General features: G+C 29.2%; 13 protein-coding genes. 10 read left to right on the top strand and 3 right to left on the bottom strand.

Features of this window, described 5'->3' with window-relative positions:
• Window positions 1-2: 2 nt before the first annotated feature.
• Window positions 3-1583, top strand: coding sequence for an ATP-binding protein (locus GQS07_RS12675; protein ID WP_158211147.1), 1581 nt, complete (start codon window positions 3-5; stop codon window positions 1581-1583).
• A gap of 265 nt (window positions 1584-1848) precedes the next feature.
• On the opposite strand, the gene GQS07_RS12670 is transcribed toward GQS07_RS12675, so the two are convergent.
• Window positions 1849-2889: an ATP-binding protein gene (locus GQS07_RS12670; RefSeq protein WP_233269281.1), complete on the bottom strand. Its 1041-nt coding sequence runs from the start codon at window positions 2887-2889 to the stop codon at window positions 1849-1851.
• Window positions 2882-3487 (bottom strand): response regulator, encoded by a 606-nt coding sequence (locus tag GQS07_RS12665; protein ID WP_158211146.1) that lies wholly within the window; start codon window positions 3485-3487, stop codon window positions 2882-2884. Before GQS07_RS12665 ends, GQS07_RS12670 begins: the two co-directional genes overlap by 8 nt.
• Window positions 3488-3970: 483 nt before the next feature.
• Here GQS07_RS12665 and GQS07_RS12660 point away from each other — a divergent pair, with 483 nt between their 5' ends.
• The 9 genes from GQS07_RS12660 (at window position 3971) to GQS07_RS12620 (ending at window position 14332) form a co-directional block, all read left to right on the top strand.
• Window positions 3971-6421 (top strand): AHH domain-containing protein, encoded by a 2451-nt coding sequence (locus GQS07_RS12660; RefSeq protein WP_158211145.1) that lies wholly within the window; start codon window positions 3971-3973, stop codon window positions 6419-6421.
• A gap of 1 nt (window position 6422) precedes the next feature.
• Window positions 6423-6992, top strand: coding sequence for a hypothetical protein (locus GQS07_RS12655; RefSeq protein WP_158211144.1), 570 nt, complete (start codon window positions 6423-6425; stop codon window positions 6990-6992).
• Between the two features lie 8 nt (window positions 6993-7000).
• Complete coding sequence (locus GQS07_RS12650; RefSeq protein WP_158211143.1) at window positions 7001-7693, top strand: OmpA family protein; 693 nt, start codon at window positions 7001-7003, stop codon at window positions 7691-7693.
• A 754-nt stretch (window positions 7694-8447) separates the two neighbouring features.
• Window positions 8448-8945 (top strand): hypothetical protein, encoded by a 498-nt coding sequence (locus tag GQS07_RS12645; protein ID WP_158211142.1) that lies wholly within the window; start codon window positions 8448-8450, stop codon window positions 8943-8945.
• 473 nt (window positions 8946-9418) lie between these two features.
• Window positions 9419-9610, top strand: coding sequence for a hypothetical protein (locus GQS07_RS12640; RefSeq protein WP_158211141.1), 192 nt, complete (start codon window positions 9419-9421; stop codon window positions 9608-9610).
• Window positions 9611-9614: 4 nt separating this feature from the next.
• The gene (locus GQS07_RS12635) at window positions 9615-10739 is read left to right on the top strand and encodes a ThiF family adenylyltransferase (protein WP_158211140.1); all 1125 of its coding nucleotides are present in this window, start codon (window positions 9615-9617) and stop codon (window positions 10737-10739) included.
• The gene (locus GQS07_RS12630) at window positions 10726-11829 is read left to right on the top strand and encodes a HesA/MoeB/ThiF family protein (RefSeq protein WP_158211139.1); all 1104 of its coding nucleotides are present in this window, start codon (window positions 10726-10728) and stop codon (window positions 11827-11829) included. The genes GQS07_RS12635 and GQS07_RS12630 overlap by 14 nt, the downstream gene beginning before the upstream one ends.
• On the top strand, window positions 11807-14005 hold the full coding sequence (locus tag GQS07_RS12625) for an ATP-binding cassette domain-containing protein (RefSeq protein WP_158211138.1): 2199 nt from the start codon (window positions 11807-11809) through the stop codon (window positions 14003-14005). Before GQS07_RS12630 ends, GQS07_RS12625 begins: the two co-directional genes overlap by 23 nt.
• 153 nt (window positions 14006-14158) lie before the next feature.
• Window positions 14159-14332 (top strand): hypothetical protein, encoded by a 174-nt coding sequence (locus GQS07_RS12620; protein ID WP_158211137.1) that lies wholly within the window; start codon window positions 14159-14161, stop codon window positions 14330-14332.
• Window positions 14333-15251: 919 nt separating this feature from the next.
• Here GQS07_RS12620 and GQS07_RS12615 read toward each other — a convergent pair.
• Window positions 15252-16382 (bottom strand): FAD-dependent monooxygenase, encoded by a 1131-nt coding sequence (locus GQS07_RS12615; RefSeq protein ID WP_158211136.1) that lies wholly within the window; start codon window positions 16380-16382, stop codon window positions 15252-15254.
• Window positions 16383-16431 lie beyond the last annotated feature (49 nt).

Below are 16431 nucleotides of genomic sequence, written 5' to 3'. Positions count from 1 at the left end.
ATATGTTAACATTACAAACAGGCTTAAGAATAGCAGAAGCGGTTCAACCTAAAATGGATGAGTTACGCTTAAAATATGAAACTCTTGTTAATTTAAGTAAATATGAATTCGATGTATTCCCTTTCTCAGTTAAAGGAAATGCAAAATATATGCGTATCGCTTTACTTGTAGGGCTTTCTCAAAATTATAAAAGAACAGATGATTTTTTAAAGTTAACAATGACGAATAATAGTATTCAACCAACATTATTTACTGTTCATGGGTTAGCCAATACGATCAATACACTAATTCATTTAAGATATAGCGATTTAAATATTGATTGGGAAGATAATATCAAAAAGAGTAAGGTAATATGTCATGAAATTTTGAAAGGTGCTGAATATTTGATTCAAGGCAATAATTTAGATGAATGGTTGTCGTTTACAAAATCAAATAATGGAAATGCAAATGAAATTCCACATTTAAACCTAAATATTGGGGAGTATGCTGATGATATACCTGCTTATTTGGATATGAATAGTACTGCTATAACTAATACTCAAATATTAATAGCAGGTACAACAGGTTCAGGTAAATCCAATCTATTAGCAGTTTTAATGAATGAAATTAGAGTATTATCAGTAGAAACAAATTACCCAGTTAATTTTTTATTTTTTGATTATAAAGGAGAATTTTCTGATGTAGCGAATAACGATTGGTTAAATCATTTCGCTGTTGATCGTAAAGCTATTTTAGATCCTATTGTTGAACCATTACCTTTTACACCGTTTAAGAATTTTGTTCAGGCAAATCAAAACGAGATAAATATTTATTCAACAGAAATGGCTAATGCACTTTGTTCAATTGATAAAGCAACTATTAGTGCAAACATGAGTAATCGTTTGTCTGAAGCTATTATAAACGCTTACAAACATACGAAAGGTCAGCCTATCACTTTTGATTTAATGCTTGATTGTTATACAGAACTTCAACCTAAGAATGATAAAGAAAAAGTAGATAGTATAAAATCTGTTTTGAGTCAATTAATTAGAGCTAATATATTTTCTTCTGAAGATCATATCGATTTAATAAATAATAGTTTTATAGTAAAAATGGATAAATATGCAAGTGATGGTCCAGTAGGTAAAGCAATTGTCTATTTTATTATTTCGAAGTTAAATTCCATTTATGAAAATCTACCACAGCAAGCAAATGATGGTCAAAGAGTTCAATTACGCCATTTTACGATAATTGATGAAGCACATTATATGCTTGATTTTGATAACAAACCATTACGTAATCTAATTGCGGTAGGGCGTAATAAAGGTATGAGTGTTGTGTTAGCAACACAAAACATGGAACATTTTAAATCAAAACATTTTGACTTTTATGCAAATGCTCAATATCCTTTAATAATGAAACAACAATCTATTAATGATGGGGTTCTAAAAGACTTATATGGAGCTAATGCATCTGAACTTCAAGATATAAAACAAGCTATTGTTTCATTAGGTAAAGGAGAATTAATTATAAAGAACAATGAAGCAATTATGTTAGGCTTTGGTAAAAAGTTTAAAAAATTTAAAGTAAGACATTTAATTTAGGTTTCATTAATGTTAATAACAGCCTTCAGATTGAAGGCTGCTATTATTTGTGTTTAGTAATTAAAAGGCTACACTACTTTCTTATATTTTGTTTTGGTATTTTTAGTCACCAAGAAATTTTATATAATGCTGCAAGTGTTAGGTAGTTTAAATAGAAGTATCGGCGTTTTTTTGACAACATTTGATTTCACTACATCCGCATCACAATCTCTTATAAGCTTTCCCTAATTTGGAAACTTACAAGAGATATAACTTATACTAGATCTTACGTCTTATTAAATGTTAATTCAATAATGTTTTCAGCGTAATCAATACCCTTCAATTTTACAGATTTCTCGCCATTGATAAAAATAATTTGCCCATTATTCAATTTCATCATACGCTCTATTTGCCACATACCAATACCATCTCCTTGTAAATTACATTTTTTAGCAACTTCTCCAGAATATCCTTCATTAAAAACAGTACATACTTCATCATCATCTATATATAAGCTTGTCATTTTAAAAGTAACTATTGTTGTATTATCCGTATCAGTAAAACTAATTTCGACACTACTGTTGGGTATTGAATATTTAGAAGCATTTTCAATTAAATGGTATAATGCGACTTGAATGCTTTCATAATCTATTTGAACTCTACCATCAAACTCCTCAACATTTACGCGAACTTTTTTATTTGTAAAATCAATAAAAAATGTGTGAAGCACATTTAGAATTACTTTGCGGATTGGATGTTTATTAAAATCTAAAACTGCATCTAAACGATCTAGTTTCTTATATATAGAAAACTCCGTTTTCATATGAATATTATGCTTCGCAATTCTAAGAAACATTAATGCTGCTTCTTTTTGATTAGTTCTAATTTCTTTTTTAATAAAATCAATTATTGTATTATATTTTTCTGTTAAAAATTCTTGAGGAATAAAATCATCTATCTCTTGAATATTATGAGCATTTAATGATGTTAAATTATGTATTAATCTATTAACCCTCTTTTGTTCAATTTTCTTTATATCTTCTTCTAATATTTTGACAAATGAGTATATATCTAAAGCAGCATAAGACAAAGCTTCTAATTTTTCCCTAAACACTTTAGTTGTTTTAGTATCGTTACTGCATAAAAAAAATTCGCCATTATTATTTGTAATTTTACCCTGTCTTATGTTTTTTTCTAAATATATAGGACAATTTTCAATAGTTACTCCTTTAGAAGAGCATTTATCCATACATTCCTTACAATTATCTGTTAGGTTAGAAGATACTTTTCCTAATTTACTATCTACTATACTAAAATGTTTAATCATTATTTGCTATTAAATTTTCTATTAAATTAATAAACTGATATGCGTCAGCATTTTTAGGTAGACAGTGATCAACTAGTCTTAGAGCTTCATGAAATCTATCACCTGTTGTTTCAGCTGAATAGATAACAATTCTTTTTTCAGAATATTTTTTTTTTAATGCTGATGCTAATCCAAGTCCTTGATCTTCAAAAAGTTCTTCGCCTACACCATTAATATCCACAAAAATAATATCACTTTCTTTAACAAAAGTTGAATCTAGATCCTTAACATCCTTAATTCCTTTTGTATGAATCCACCCTGCTTTTCTAAGAATAGATACTATTTTATACTCGCTATGTTCATCATCAATAAATAATATTCTTGTATTATCTTTAGTTAAAATTTTAGTAGAATTGTTTGGATTATCATTTTCATTACTATTTGTATTTAAGTAGTTATTAACTGTAAGAGTATTATTGTTATCATTACTAGTACTACTGTCCTTACCTTTGTTTTTTATATATTTGTAAATTCCAATAATAATTGGTACTAATGCTATACCTGTACCGATTATAAACTTAGTATTTTCGCTTAAAGGAATATTTAATTGTTCTACCATCTTTTTATAAATTAAATTTTAAACAAAAATAACATTTTTATAACACCTATCACATTTTCACCGCATCTGCATCACACAATCCTTACAACCCCTTGTAAATCAATGTATTTAAGATATTGTATCGGTAAATAAAACACTAAAAATCAATACATTAAAAAGCGTCGTAGTACACACTACAACGCTTTTTTTGTGAAATGTGATGAAAGTGTGGTATAAATAGTATGAAAATTTAATTATTTCAAATCAAATCGAATTAGATCTATATAGGTAGAGAAGTGATTTACACAGGAAGCAAGATGTTTATGTTTCATTGACTAAATAAATAGCTGTATTCACTAAATTTTTCACTTTTTTTTTAAATGAAGGAACTATTTTTAAAAAGTTAAATTTTATAACGTGGGTAAATATTTGAATTATTTCGTTTTTTTCTTTTTAAGTGCTATCTGTTTATCCTGCACAAATAAAGAAAGAGGTTATTGGCAAATGACTGAAGAACATTTGTATGTAAGGTATTTTGATAATAGTAATGAATTAAGTTTTTCATGGGATGGAGAATCTGTGGAAAATTTAGTTCATGGCATGGGAGAGCTTTCGGTTTATAAAAATAAGGTGTTATTAAGTAAAGAAAAAGTTAATGCTTATTATGGAAGTATTGACGAGAAACAGGTGATTAATTTACCAAATGGGGATGATTATATTGGAAATGTTGAAGATAATTATTTTTCAGGATTCGGTGTACTTATTCAGAAAACTGGTGATATAAGAATTGGTCATTTTAAAAACAGTAAGGCAGAAGGAGATCTAACTTGGTTAAAAAACGGGAAAATTTATTACAAAGGAGCATGGGTAAATAATCAAATGCATGGTAAAGGTATTATGTTTAATAAACAAGGAGTTGAACAAAGAGGAATTTGGGAATTTGGGAAAATGATTTTAAATGATTCTGGAATTGAAAATGACTTAGGAGTTTATTATGGAGAAATGGTTAATGGAAAAGCTGATGGTTATGGAGAAATGCTGTATAAGAATGGAGGGAAGTACTATGGTTCCTGGAAAGAAAGTCTTTGGGATGGAGAAGGAGCTTTGGTTTCTCAACGTGATAGTATTGTAGGTAATTGGGAGAGAGGAATACTTAGTGGTTTTGGATTATATAAAAATGATATTTACCTATATGAAGGAGAGTGGTTAGATAATAAACCGAGTGGTTTAGGATTTATTATGTATAATGATTTAACTGCTTATTCAGGTGGGTGGTATGAAGGAAAAAAAGAAGGAGAAGGACATGTTAATTTTAGCAATGGAGATAGTTATAGTGGGCAGTGGAAAAATGATGAATTTAATGGAGAAGGGATTTACGTATATAGTAATGGAGATTCTTATGAAGGAAATTGGTTAGAGAATAGAAATCATGGTAATGGTATTTACAAATCTAAGGAGTTTGTTTATGCTGGTGATTGGGATGAAGGATGGATGAATGGAAAAGGTAGCGTTACTCATAAGAATGGGGATGGTTATATAGGGCATTTTATCGAAAATAAGATGCATGGAAGCGGTATTTATAAGTTTGAGAATGGAAATGTTTATGAAGGGGAGTTTGTTGAAAATCAAATGAATGGTTTGGGTAAGTTTTACTATAACGATAATAGTATTTATGAAGGAGAGTTTGTAAATGGGAGAATAAATGGAGAGGGAACTTTAATATTGCAAATTGATGGCCAAAAAATTGCTATCACTGGTCATTGGGATAAATTAAATTCATTTCCAGACAAAGCAAGTGTATTGTTTAGTAATGGAGATCTATATGAAGGCGATCTAGTTAATGGATTACCTACAGAAAATGGTCGTTGGTCTAGTGAGCAAGATAGAATTACAAATAGTAATAAAGTTCTTTCCATTGCATCTAAAGCAAATGAATTTTATAAACGGCATAAAGCTGTTTGGGATAAAGCTGTTTCTTACACTTCTACGGTTTTGATTGCTGTTTCATTTATACCTATTCCACCATTGCAAACAGCTGCAAAAATGGCAAATATAGCAATTATAGCAGTTGATATCTCGTTAAATGTTGCTTCTCAGACAGTTGATGTTTTAGAGGCTAGAGAAAATGGTGTAGAGGTGTCAAACGAAGAGATTGCAGAAACTGCTAAAAAGGTAGCAATTGATTTAGCTTTAATGGCGACGCCTAAAGCAGTAAGTAAATTTACTAAAAGAGCAAGTGTAATCATGTTTAGTAACTCTATTAGCAAAGCATCGAGAGTAGCGAGTTTTGTAATTACAAAAAATAAAATTCTTGGAAAAACAGTAAAAATTACAAGAGATCAAACAGGATTATTTGTAAAAAATCTTCAAGACTCAAGAGCTTCAATTTTTTTAAATAGAGTAAAAGCTCCAAAGGTTCAGATGTTAACTATAAACAAATATAATAGATTTTTGGAAAAAAAAACAGTTCCTTTGGAATTTGGAAAAGAGCCTAGTGGGGCTATTCTAAGGAGAAATATGTATCAGACTATGACTTCTTCACAAAAAAAAGCAATCAATTTCGAAGCACGTAGTAGTAAGAATATGAAATTAAAAAGAGCAGAAGCACATCATGTGGTTTCTGGAAATAAACCTAATGCTTTAGAGTCAAGAAAAATTCTCGAATGCTGTGGAATTGATATTAATCATCCTCTTAATGGCGTCTTCTTGCCAATGCACACGGAGAGTAAATTTTTAGGAAGTTTACATGGAAATCATAAAAATAGTTATGATGACGAGGTGTATAAGCGTTTAAAGAACATGAAGGATAGAAAGGGATGTAACACACAAGCGTGTTTTGAAGTGTTAGATCGTGTGAAAAAAGATTTAATTGGTGGCCAAATTCAATTGTTGTCCAATGAAAAACATTATGTCAATACAGTGTTTAATTCTATAATAGCTTCTAAAACGAGGTAGTATGATTTATTTGTTGAAAAAAGAAGAAGAAGATACATTGGATGTTATTTTTAATCAAGTGGATATTAAAAATAAATTGTTATCCTCATATGGACAGCCATTATTCTTTAATTGGAATGTAGCAAATTGTAAGTGGTATAAAGATGAGGAATCTGAAGATTCTAAAGAAAAGGATTTTATATTATTATTAGGTTACATTCCTATATGTAAATCAAAAATTATTGATGCTTTTATGAAAGAATTTTCTTCAGAAGATATTGAATATTTGCCTATTCTGATTGAGGATAAAAGCTATTATGTTTTAAATATTTTAAAAAAATATGATCACTTAGTAAATATTGCCAAATCTAGAGTTGATTATTTTTCAGATAAAAGTATAATGTGGATACACGAATTTGTGTTTTATCCAAGAGCTGAAGTATCTTTAATGTTCAGAGTATCTGAAATTTCTTCAGTTGTATTTGTTAATGAGCATTTTAAAAATATATATGATGACAATAATTTTAAAGGACTTGATTTTAAAAAATGTCGAATAAAAAAAAGGTCAATACTTAATTTATTATTTAAATAATTTATTTTATGGAAAACAATTGTAAGAAATGCGGACAAAGTATCAAGGTAATGAGAGGTAACGTGTGTAAAGGATGTTCAAAAAAACGAAATTTAAAAATAATTACAGGTTTAGTTGCTATATTAGTTATTGGAGGTGGAGTAAGTTGGTATTATGCTACCAATCAAAATATCATTGGGTACAATAATAATGTTTTAGAGCAAGAAGTTACTATTGAAACTCAAGGACAAGTAGAATTTGATTTATCAAAAGTTTCGATGAGAAGTTTCGATAAAAAAATTATTGGAGGTACTATTGATAATCAAGAGTCTTTATTAGCTTTGTATCAAAAGCAAGTAGAATTGTCAAAAGAAGGAAATTTAGATTATATTGAAATTCCTGCAATTCAAATTACTTTTGATATTAATTCTGCGTTAATGAGTGAAAAGTCGCAACAATTAGTTAGTCAATATATAGAAATCTATAAAAATACTAATCAAGAATCAAGAATCTTAATAGAAGGATTTACTTGTGATCTTGGTGAGGACATTGTTAACGATAAGATTTCTAAAGAACGTGTTGATAGTGTAGTTAATCTTTTTAATTCACAAACTATTTCTTTAAATAATATTGAACAGATATGGTATGGTAAAAAGAGAAATTCAGAGTTTGACTTTGATGATATAACACAGTATAGAAGAGTTGTTATTTCAATCATTTAAGAAGAGTTAAAAGTAGTTATCTAATGCGATAATGTGCTGTTTTTTGAGTAATTTGTAAATCACATGAATCAGTATGCTTATAAAAAAGCAAAATTCTATACAGAGGATATAAGTGAAATAGTGTTATATAAGAAATACATCACCAGAGTTAATATTAATATACTTGATAATAATCTTTATTATCAAGTATACAAATAATTATAATATGATTACAAAAGAGTGCTCTAAGGCCTATTTTACACACCTTTTATTAAATCGATTAAAAACTCAGAATTGATAAAGTGATTTGCTTTTTTGACCTTTGTTATTAAAAATGTTTTACCATGTAAGGGAAAGAAATTTTGGAAAAGACATATTACTTTCTTTTTTTATATAACCAGTTGTAAGTCAGTTGATTTAAGATATTTTGTTTTGCTAAATCAAATTACCCAAAGCGTTGTAGTAAACACTACAACGCTTTTTTTGTATAATGTCATGAAAGTGTGCTATACAGTATTTACAGTTAAAATTTACTAGATTATACCTCATAGAGTATAGTTTAGGGCAGTTGTAGCGATATTATACCCAATAAGGGTATTTTTCGATATCTAAATCTACAATCTAAAATGGTGAACCATATTTTATAAAGAGAGTTTTCAAAATAATGAAACACTGACTTTACAGTGTAGGATAATTACAAGAACATTTTAAACTATTTTGATATAGAATTGTATTACTTTTACAAACGAAATATATACGTTTTAAATAAAAAAAAATGAGATCTGAAATTTGTTCTTGTCAAGGCTTAAATAGTAATTGTAAAAAATGTTTTGGAAGTGGATTTGTTTCTACCGAAACTGTAACTAAGTCTGCGGACTACAAAAAAGGAAATAAACAACAACAATTGAAATCGTTGGTGCCTAAAAATTTAGATCTATTATCAAAAAATGAAGTAGAGGCAATTGCAATTAAAATCATTGGAGGTTTAGACCAAAAATCAAAAAAACAAATGCAAATTTTAAATTCAATTCCTTTTAATACCACAACTTTTAGAAGAGATTTTGGTGATAAATTCGAATTACTTAGTTCCTTAGAAGTTGAAAAACAACACTTAAGAAATGAACTTTTAATTATTGATCAAGAAATTATTCTGAAAAACTACAAAAGTAATTTCAAGTTTAAGCATTTTTTATCTGATAAGGATCTTGATGTTACATCAAATCGTCAGCTAAAAGAATTAATTCGTGCTTATAAAAAATTGAAAAATATCTAAAGTAATCGAGTATAGAAAGATCGTTAGATAATTTTATACACACGTTTTAAAAAAGTTATCGCTCCAATAGTATAGTTTACAACATTAGTTTTTTTGTATAATTATACTTCTGTAATAGTAGTTGTTTTTGATAAAAACGTTTAAGTACCACGATAATGTTACTTATATAAAATACTAAAAATAAAAATACCCAAAGCGTTATAGTACATACTATAACGCTTTTTTTATAGAATATGATGAAAATAGGGTACATATTTACAGATGAGGATAGGTATAATATCCCCAAGGGGGTAATTTTTTGTATGAATATTTATGGTAAGCAATGACGAAATTGTGAAAGAAAGTAGTTTTTTCTTAGGTAGATATTAGCAATAGATTGCTTTACTAAGAAAAAGGGGGCTTTCACCATTTTTTTGTTTCTTCTATAAAGTACTATGTTATTTTTGTTTTGTATAAACTAATGAATTTTAAAAATGGAATTAAAGAAAAAATTTAGCTTTAAAGTAATTTCTGATACAGAAAATTTAGAAAATGCTTATAGTGCTGGTTGTAGTGGAAGCAGAAGTGATTGTTGCACAAGAGTATGTACAAGACAAGCTCAACCTGCTAATGTAGAGCAATGGGGAAAATTCTTAGCAATTAATGCAGGTGTAATACAATATTAGTATTATGACAAAAGTAAATATAAAAGATATTTATTATATAAATCCATCAGTTGATGTTTATAAAATAGGAGAAGATGTCTTAGAATTTTACTTCATTAACACCAAGAGAAGGGTAGCTATTAGTGTTACCCCTCTTGTTTTTGATTTAATATCTACATTTAATAAGAAATATAGTTTAGAAGAGGTCTGTGAAAGGAATAATATAATACTTGATGAAGATATAATCAGTTTTATTCTTTATCTTAAAGAAGAACGTTTGATTTTTTCATTAAATGAAAAATCTAAAAATAAGTTTTTAATTTCTGAAATTGATAAAGAACGTTACGATAGGCAGCTTCTTTATTTTGATTCAATAAGTGAGTTAAGTTCTTTTCAAGTTCAAAAAAACATACAAGAGCAAGTAGTATTGATTTTTGGAGTAGGTGCTATTGGTAGTGGAATTGCTATCCAATTGGCAATGGCAGGTGTCCGAAACTTTATCTTTGTTGATAAAGACTATCTTACTCAGGATTCCATAAGTAGACATTTTTATTTTGATGAAAAAGATATAGGTAAGGATAAAGTAGATGCACTATCAAGTTATTTGTATCAAATAGATTCAAGTGTTAATTGTAAGGCGGTTAAAATGATTTTAGATTATGATACAGATATCTCTGATCTCATTCAAGAATCTAAATTTGTAATTAATACTATGGATGAACCCTATATAGGTATTACTAGTTTAAAGATTGGAAGAGAATGTTTTCGCTATGATATACCTTTATATGTAACAGGTGGATTTGATGCTCATTTAATGAGTACAGGGGAACTTATAATTCCAGGAAAGACTCCTTGTGTTGATTGTTATACTCATTATTTTACCGGAGCTCTAAAAAATTGGAAGCCAATATATAATAGTGAAATTGTAACTAAAAAGCAAACTGATATAGATAACTTTGAAGTTGGGGGAATAGCATCTATGTCTTTATTCTCTATTAGCTATGCTGTATTAAAAGTATTAGATTTCTTTATTAAAAAAGATAACTCTATGGAATATGGTAGAGGGGAGCTTTTATTTAATGAAGAATTAGAAATTAAATACTTAGAAATTAATAGAAACCCTAAATGTTTGATTTGTGGAAATAAATAGTGTTTTAAAACTAAGACCATCTGTAGCATTAGTGATAGGTGATGATTTTACAGAATTTTTTAATAGTAATACTCGGGAGATTTTGAGATTAGAGATAAATCCAGAAATCTCTAATTTGTTATTTAAATTTGATGGAATTCTTACGGTAGGTTCATTCATAAGTGATTTAGGTAATGGTGATGAAGATGTTGAAGGATTGATGTTATTATTAGATTATTTAAACGAGAGATCAGTATTAATTAATGTAGATGTAGATTATCCTAAATATGCCTATTCGAAATTTAAAAGGGTGTTTAATTTACTAGAAGATTATTACTTAAATCAATCTGATGTAATAAAGGCTTTTGAAAAAATCACTAAAAGTCATGTGGTTATTGTTGGCTTAGGTGCTGTTGGAACATGGGTTGGGCAATGTTTGGCGATGTCAGGCGTTCAAAACTTTACTTTTATTGACCCTGATAATGTTTCTCTTTCAAATTTACATAGACAATTTGGTTATAAAGAACAAGATGTGAATTGTAAGAAAACAATTTCTTTTACAAAAAATATACGGAATTTAGATGATAATATTAAATGTAATATTATTAATAAAGAATTGTCTTTTGAGTTACTTAATTCTCTAAATCATAAGTATTTTGACTTAGTAATAAATTGTGCGGATTTTCCTACTGTTGATAGAACGTCACAAATAATAGGTGAATTTTGTATGGAAAATGATATAAAACATATAATTGGCGGAGGGTATAATTTGCATCAGTCTTTGATTGGACAAGTAGTTTTTCCAGGGAAAACAGCTTGCGTGGAATGTTTTAAAATGCATTTAGAAGAAATTAATGAAATTGACACAAATAACATACAAAAATTAGAAAATAAAGATAGAAAAGTAGGAAGTTTTCCTCCTTTATCAGCTTTATCAGCTTCGATAGCAGCAAACGAAGCATTTAAAATATTGGCGAATTTGCAGAATTTTTCAATGATAAATAAAAGAACAGAATTTAGTACTCAAGATTTAAATTTTTCTAATCTTCAAATTGATCGTAGATTAGATTGTAAATGGTGTGGAACACATGGGAAATATTTTAATTTATAAAGGCATAAAAACTAATAATTTAAAAAATATAGATGTTAGTTTAGAAAAAGGTGCATTTTACGGAGTATCTGGGCCTTCAGGTTCAGGAAAAAGTTCTTTAGCTTACGGAACAATTTTTGCAATTTCAAATTTTGAATGGGAAAAAGTTACTGGTGAATTAACAAAAAACACAGCGTTTGATATTGATTTTTATGATAATATTATACCTGCAATATCACTTCCTCAAGATAATTATAATACTAACCCAAGGTCTACAATTGCAACTTTTTTAAAGATAGATAGAGATTTTCGTTTGTTATATTCAATTTTTACTTCTGAGCCAGTTAGCTTGTTTACATTTAATAATCCTCAAAATGCTTGTAAACATTGTTCAGGATTAGGAATTGAATATCTTGTAGATTCTACGCAAGTTATTGATGAAAGTAAAAGTATTATTGAACAACCTTTTAAAAGTTGGAAAAATAAATATCAACAAAAAGTTTTGGAAAAGTTTGCTGAATTTTCTAATATTCCATTAACTATTCCATTTGCAAAATTAAATAAAAATCAGAAAGATGCATTACTATACGGACGATCTAATACTAAGTTTAAAGTATCTTATACTTTGAATGGGAAAAAAAGGAATAAAGAGTTTTTTTACGAAGGTGTTTTATTAATGATGCAAACTTTAAAAGATGATAAAAAGCATATATCTAGTCATCAGAAAATATCGGAGTATGCTTTTTCTTCAGAATGTACGAAGTGTGAAGGAACAAGATTTAATGAGAAAATTTCTGGGTTAAAGTATTACGGAAAAAGTATTGGTGACTTATATCAATTAGAGTTTGAGGAATTATTGACATTCATAAATAGTGCTTTTTTGAAGGAGAATTGTAAAGAAATAAAAATAATCTTAAATGATATAGTGACAACTATTAAAGAGTTAATAAATTCTAATTTAGGATACTTAAATTTTAATAGATCAATACCAACTTTATCTGGAGGAGAGTTACAAAGACTAAGGTTAGTGAATATACTTTCTTCTAAAATTACAGATATGATGTATGTAATCGACGAGCCCTCTGCTCGACTTCATATATCTGAGTATAGTAATCTTCTGGATTCTCTATATAAATTAAAAAAGAGGAATAACACAATTTTAATGATTGAGCATAATTCTTATTTTCTTTCAAAAACAGATAAAAATTTTATTATTGGACCTAAATCAGGTTTAGAAGGAGGAATGATAGTTGATGAAATCCCAGACTTAAATATTTTAAATTTTACTCGTAGAGAATGTGAGGAATTTATGAGCTTTAGTAATTTAAATAGTCATAATTTGCAAAATATTTCGGTTAAAATCCCTATAGAGAATATTACAGGAATTTATGGGCCTTCAGGATCAGGAAAGTCTACTTTAGTAAAATCAATAATGAGTAAGTGTAAAGGTTCTGAGTATGTTTCTCAGAAACCTTTGAGAGGAAGTATAAATTCTACGATAGCTTCGTATTGTGGGGTATTTGATGATTTAAGAAATTTGTTTTCAAGTAAATTAGATATTGATTCTCTTTTTTTTAACTTTAATTCTGAAAAAGGGAAGTGTTGTGATTGTAATGGAAAAGGAGTTTTAACATATAAATTAGATTTTGGAAAAACAGAAGTTGAAGTTATATGTGATACCTGTAAAGGCAAAAGGTACAATACTACTGTTTTATCTTTTAAAGTAGAAGGTTATTCTATTTATGATATTTTAAATAGTACTATTGATTTTTTATTAGAAGAAACATTTTTAAAAGACAATGATGTTATAAGTAAAAAACTTAATTTGTTAAAAAAATTAGGGTTAGGTTACTTGACTTTGTTTAGAACAACAGATTCAATTTCTGGAGGAGAAGCTCAAAGGTTGAAGATGACGAAGTTTTTAGGAAAAAGATTAAAAAATAAAGTCTTTATTTTTGATGAGCCTTTAAGGGGGCTAAGTAATAGTGATTCAGTAAATATTTTAGAGATATTTACAGAATTAACTAAAAATAAGGCAACGGTTATTTTTATAGAGCACAACATTATGGGACTTCAAAATTGCGATTATGTAATAGAGATGGGACCAGGTAAAGGAAAATATGGAGGTAGAGTGTTATTTGAAGGGGCAATTAAAGACTTTGTAGAAAGTGAAAATTATAAAACATATATTTTATAATATAAAAAAAGATATCTTTTAAGATCTAATTAATAGAACAAAATGTTTATAATTGTGTTGTTTAGATGTCAATTAAAAACTTAATTATAAAAGATTTTTTATTTAAAAAAAAGAATGTAATTTAATAAGTACTAATTTAAAATAAATATTAAGATGGCAAGATATTTTGATCAAGACGAGAGTGATAAAGTAAATGGACAATATTATGGTAAAGATAATCCATACAATGGTAGTGATGATGAAGACGGAGGTGATTTGTATGAAAGTTATACATCTTATGATATAGAGGCAGAAAATGAAGATAATGACGAGGATGATGACTGGTAGATAAAAATGCTTTTATAAGTAATGTTTAAAATAACAAAATCCAAAGATATTTCTTCTTTGGATTTTGTTGTATATTATACCTTTTGTTTGAAATTTATTGATTTTTCATATTGAATAGATATACTTGTTTTTTATACCCTAAAGCCATCCTCTCCATTCCCAATACCCAATACCCACAAGCCTTACAAGCGTTTTGATTACACCATGTTCGAGACAAGTTCGAGACAAGTCCCACATTTACTCGGAAACAGGGGGGGATTTCCGAAGGAGTGTAGAACCAATGTGGTATTAGTCTCGAATCAGTAGTAACCAAAACTAAGCGCAGAGTAGTCTATTTTACCAATCATCGTCATTTCTTTCAACCTTTGGCTGCCACAAATAAGAGAGAAGTACTTTCATATAATCAGCAGATTTTAACCAGCGTGTCTTTCATAATCAGCAAGTATTTATTGTTTAAGTCAGAATTAGATATTCCCAATGTTAGTTTTAGTTTATAAGGCAAAATTAGACATCCCTACAAGACAATAATTTCAAAGCGGTTATTTTGACATCATTTGCTATCATTTGACATCATATGCTATCAAATGCACTATAAACTCTGTCCCACTTTTTTCTCATATCGCTACTATCCCTTATAAACACTGAGGTTGAAAGGGTTTTGTATAACATTTAGTCGCAAATAGGCCGTAAATAAGTCGTAATTACCTCACCTAAAGGCCTTTTTCGCGAACCATCTACGACTTATTTACGACTCAATTACGAGTTAATGTCGTTTAAAACTATAGGAAGTACTGTAAATACAGAGGATGATCTATAATAATCTTGTGTAGAAGCACCTTTGTTAGGTTTTCAGTTCACTCCAATAACTGTATGTGTAGAGAAAGTGTTTTATGAGATTAAATAACCTCTTCTAAAGCACTTAATACACTTTATCTAACTCGAACATCTCTCGCATTTGTTTGTCCTTCAAAAACGCTGGTAGTACCTTAAATGCAGTATTACGAGCGGCAACTAACACTGGATTGCTAAGTTGGGCTATTTGACCCAATTGCCAACTGTTGCGTACAATACTATGTGCTTTTTTACGGCGGATAACCGGAAACTTCTGAAGGGCTTCATCTAAAGTGAATTGTTCTAATAATCGACTAAAAACATAAACATCTTCAATAGCCTGACAAGCACCTTGCCCTAAGTTAGGGGTTGTAGCGTGTGCGGCATCGCCAATTAAACAGACCTTGTCTTTATACCATTGTTGCATTAATTGTAAGTCGTATATCTTGTCGATATGTAGTTCAGAAGGGGGTGTTTGCGTAATCATCTGTTCTACCAGAGGTGCGCAATCGCCTAAGTGATCTGTCAATTCGGGTTGTTGTATGTATTTATCCTCATCCACTAAAAAGTACCAATACACCTGTTTACTGTCCAATTTTACAAAGCCAAAGCGCTTGCCTTTTCCCCAACCTTCAAGAGCTACGTGGTTATGCGTAGGAGGTAGGTCAAAATCGAGAACCCCACGCCAGCATACTTGTTTAGCATCGCGCAACGGATGGTCTCCAAAAATGAACTGCCTAACCTGTGAGCGTATACCATCTGCTCCAATCACATACTTGTGAGTCGCCTTGCTGTTGTCTGTAAACGTCAGTTCATATAGTCCGTCAGCTCGCTTTTCAATGTTTTGTATGCGCTTGCCCAGTACCACGTTCTCTCTATCAATTGCGTTGAGCAATACTTGGTGTAATTCACTTCGGTGTATGGCGATATTTGCCAGTTTATACTGCTGTTCATAAGGCGTTAAATCGGTACTGTTTAATAAATTCAGCTTAAAATCAGTGAGCTTCACTGTGGAAATACGTACACCTCTTTCGTTCAATTGATCAGCTACCCCAAGATAGCGGTATACCTGCATAGCGTTGTTGGCAATGGCAATTCCCGCACCAACAGGTTTGATTTCTTTGGTGGCTTCGTAAATGACAAAGGGAATATTGGCTCTTTTTAGCGCAATAGCCATTGTTAATCCTGCAATTCCTGCTCCTATGATAGCTACTTTCATCTTGATTTGTTGAGGTTATTAAAGAGGTGAGTGTTTGACAATACAAAAC

Origin of the sequence: Myroides phaeus (genome assembly GCF_009799805.1) — a bacterium.
GTDB classification, from domain to species: Bacteria; Bacteroidota; Bacteroidia; order Flavobacteriales; family Flavobacteriaceae; genus Flavobacterium; species Flavobacterium phaeum_A.
The sequence above is the reverse complement of the archived record's forward strand: the minus strand, read 5'-3'. Positions and strand labels throughout refer to the sequence as shown.

What these genes read in the sequence shown, in the direction of transcription:
- GQS07_RS12675 (WP_158211147.1), top strand. Translation starts at nt 3, where the DNA reads ATGTTAACATTACAAACAGGCTTAAGAATAGCAGAAGCGGTTCAACCT.
- GQS07_RS12670 (WP_233269281.1), bottom strand. Translation starts at nt 2,889, where the DNA reads ATGATTAAACATTTTAGTATAGTAGATAGTAAATTAGGAAAAGTATCT.
- GQS07_RS12665 (WP_158211146.1), bottom strand. Translation starts at nt 3,487, where the DNA reads ATGGTAGAACAATTAAATATTCCTTTAAGCGAAAATACTAAGTTTATA.
- GQS07_RS12660 (WP_158211145.1), top strand. Translation starts at nt 3,971, where the DNA reads ATGACTGAAGAACATTTGTATGTAAGGTATTTTGATAATAGTAATGAA.
- GQS07_RS12655 (WP_158211144.1), top strand. Translation starts at nt 6,423, where the DNA reads ATGATTTATTTGTTGAAAAAAGAAGAAGAAGATACATTGGATGTTATT.
- GQS07_RS12650 (WP_158211143.1), top strand. Translation starts at nt 7,001, where the DNA reads ATGGAAAACAATTGTAAGAAATGCGGACAAAGTATCAAGGTAATGAGA.
- GQS07_RS12645 (WP_158211142.1), top strand. Translation starts at nt 8,448, where the DNA reads ATGAGATCTGAAATTTGTTCTTGTCAAGGCTTAAATAGTAATTGTAAA.
- GQS07_RS12640 (WP_158211141.1), top strand. Translation starts at nt 9,419, where the DNA reads ATGGAATTAAAGAAAAAATTTAGCTTTAAAGTAATTTCTGATACAGAA.
- GQS07_RS12635 (WP_158211140.1), top strand. Translation starts at nt 9,615, where the DNA reads ATGACAAAAGTAAATATAAAAGATATTTATTATATAAATCCATCAGTT.
- GQS07_RS12625 (WP_158211138.1), top strand. Translation starts at nt 11,807, where the DNA reads ATGGGAAATATTTTAATTTATAAAGGCATAAAAACTAATAATTTAAAA.
- GQS07_RS12620 (WP_158211137.1), top strand. Translation starts at nt 14,159, where the DNA reads ATGGCAAGATATTTTGATCAAGACGAGAGTGATAAAGTAAATGGACAA.
- GQS07_RS12615 (WP_158211136.1), bottom strand. Translation starts at nt 16,382, where the DNA reads ATGAAAGTAGCTATCATAGGAGCAGGAATTGCAGGATTAACAATGGCT.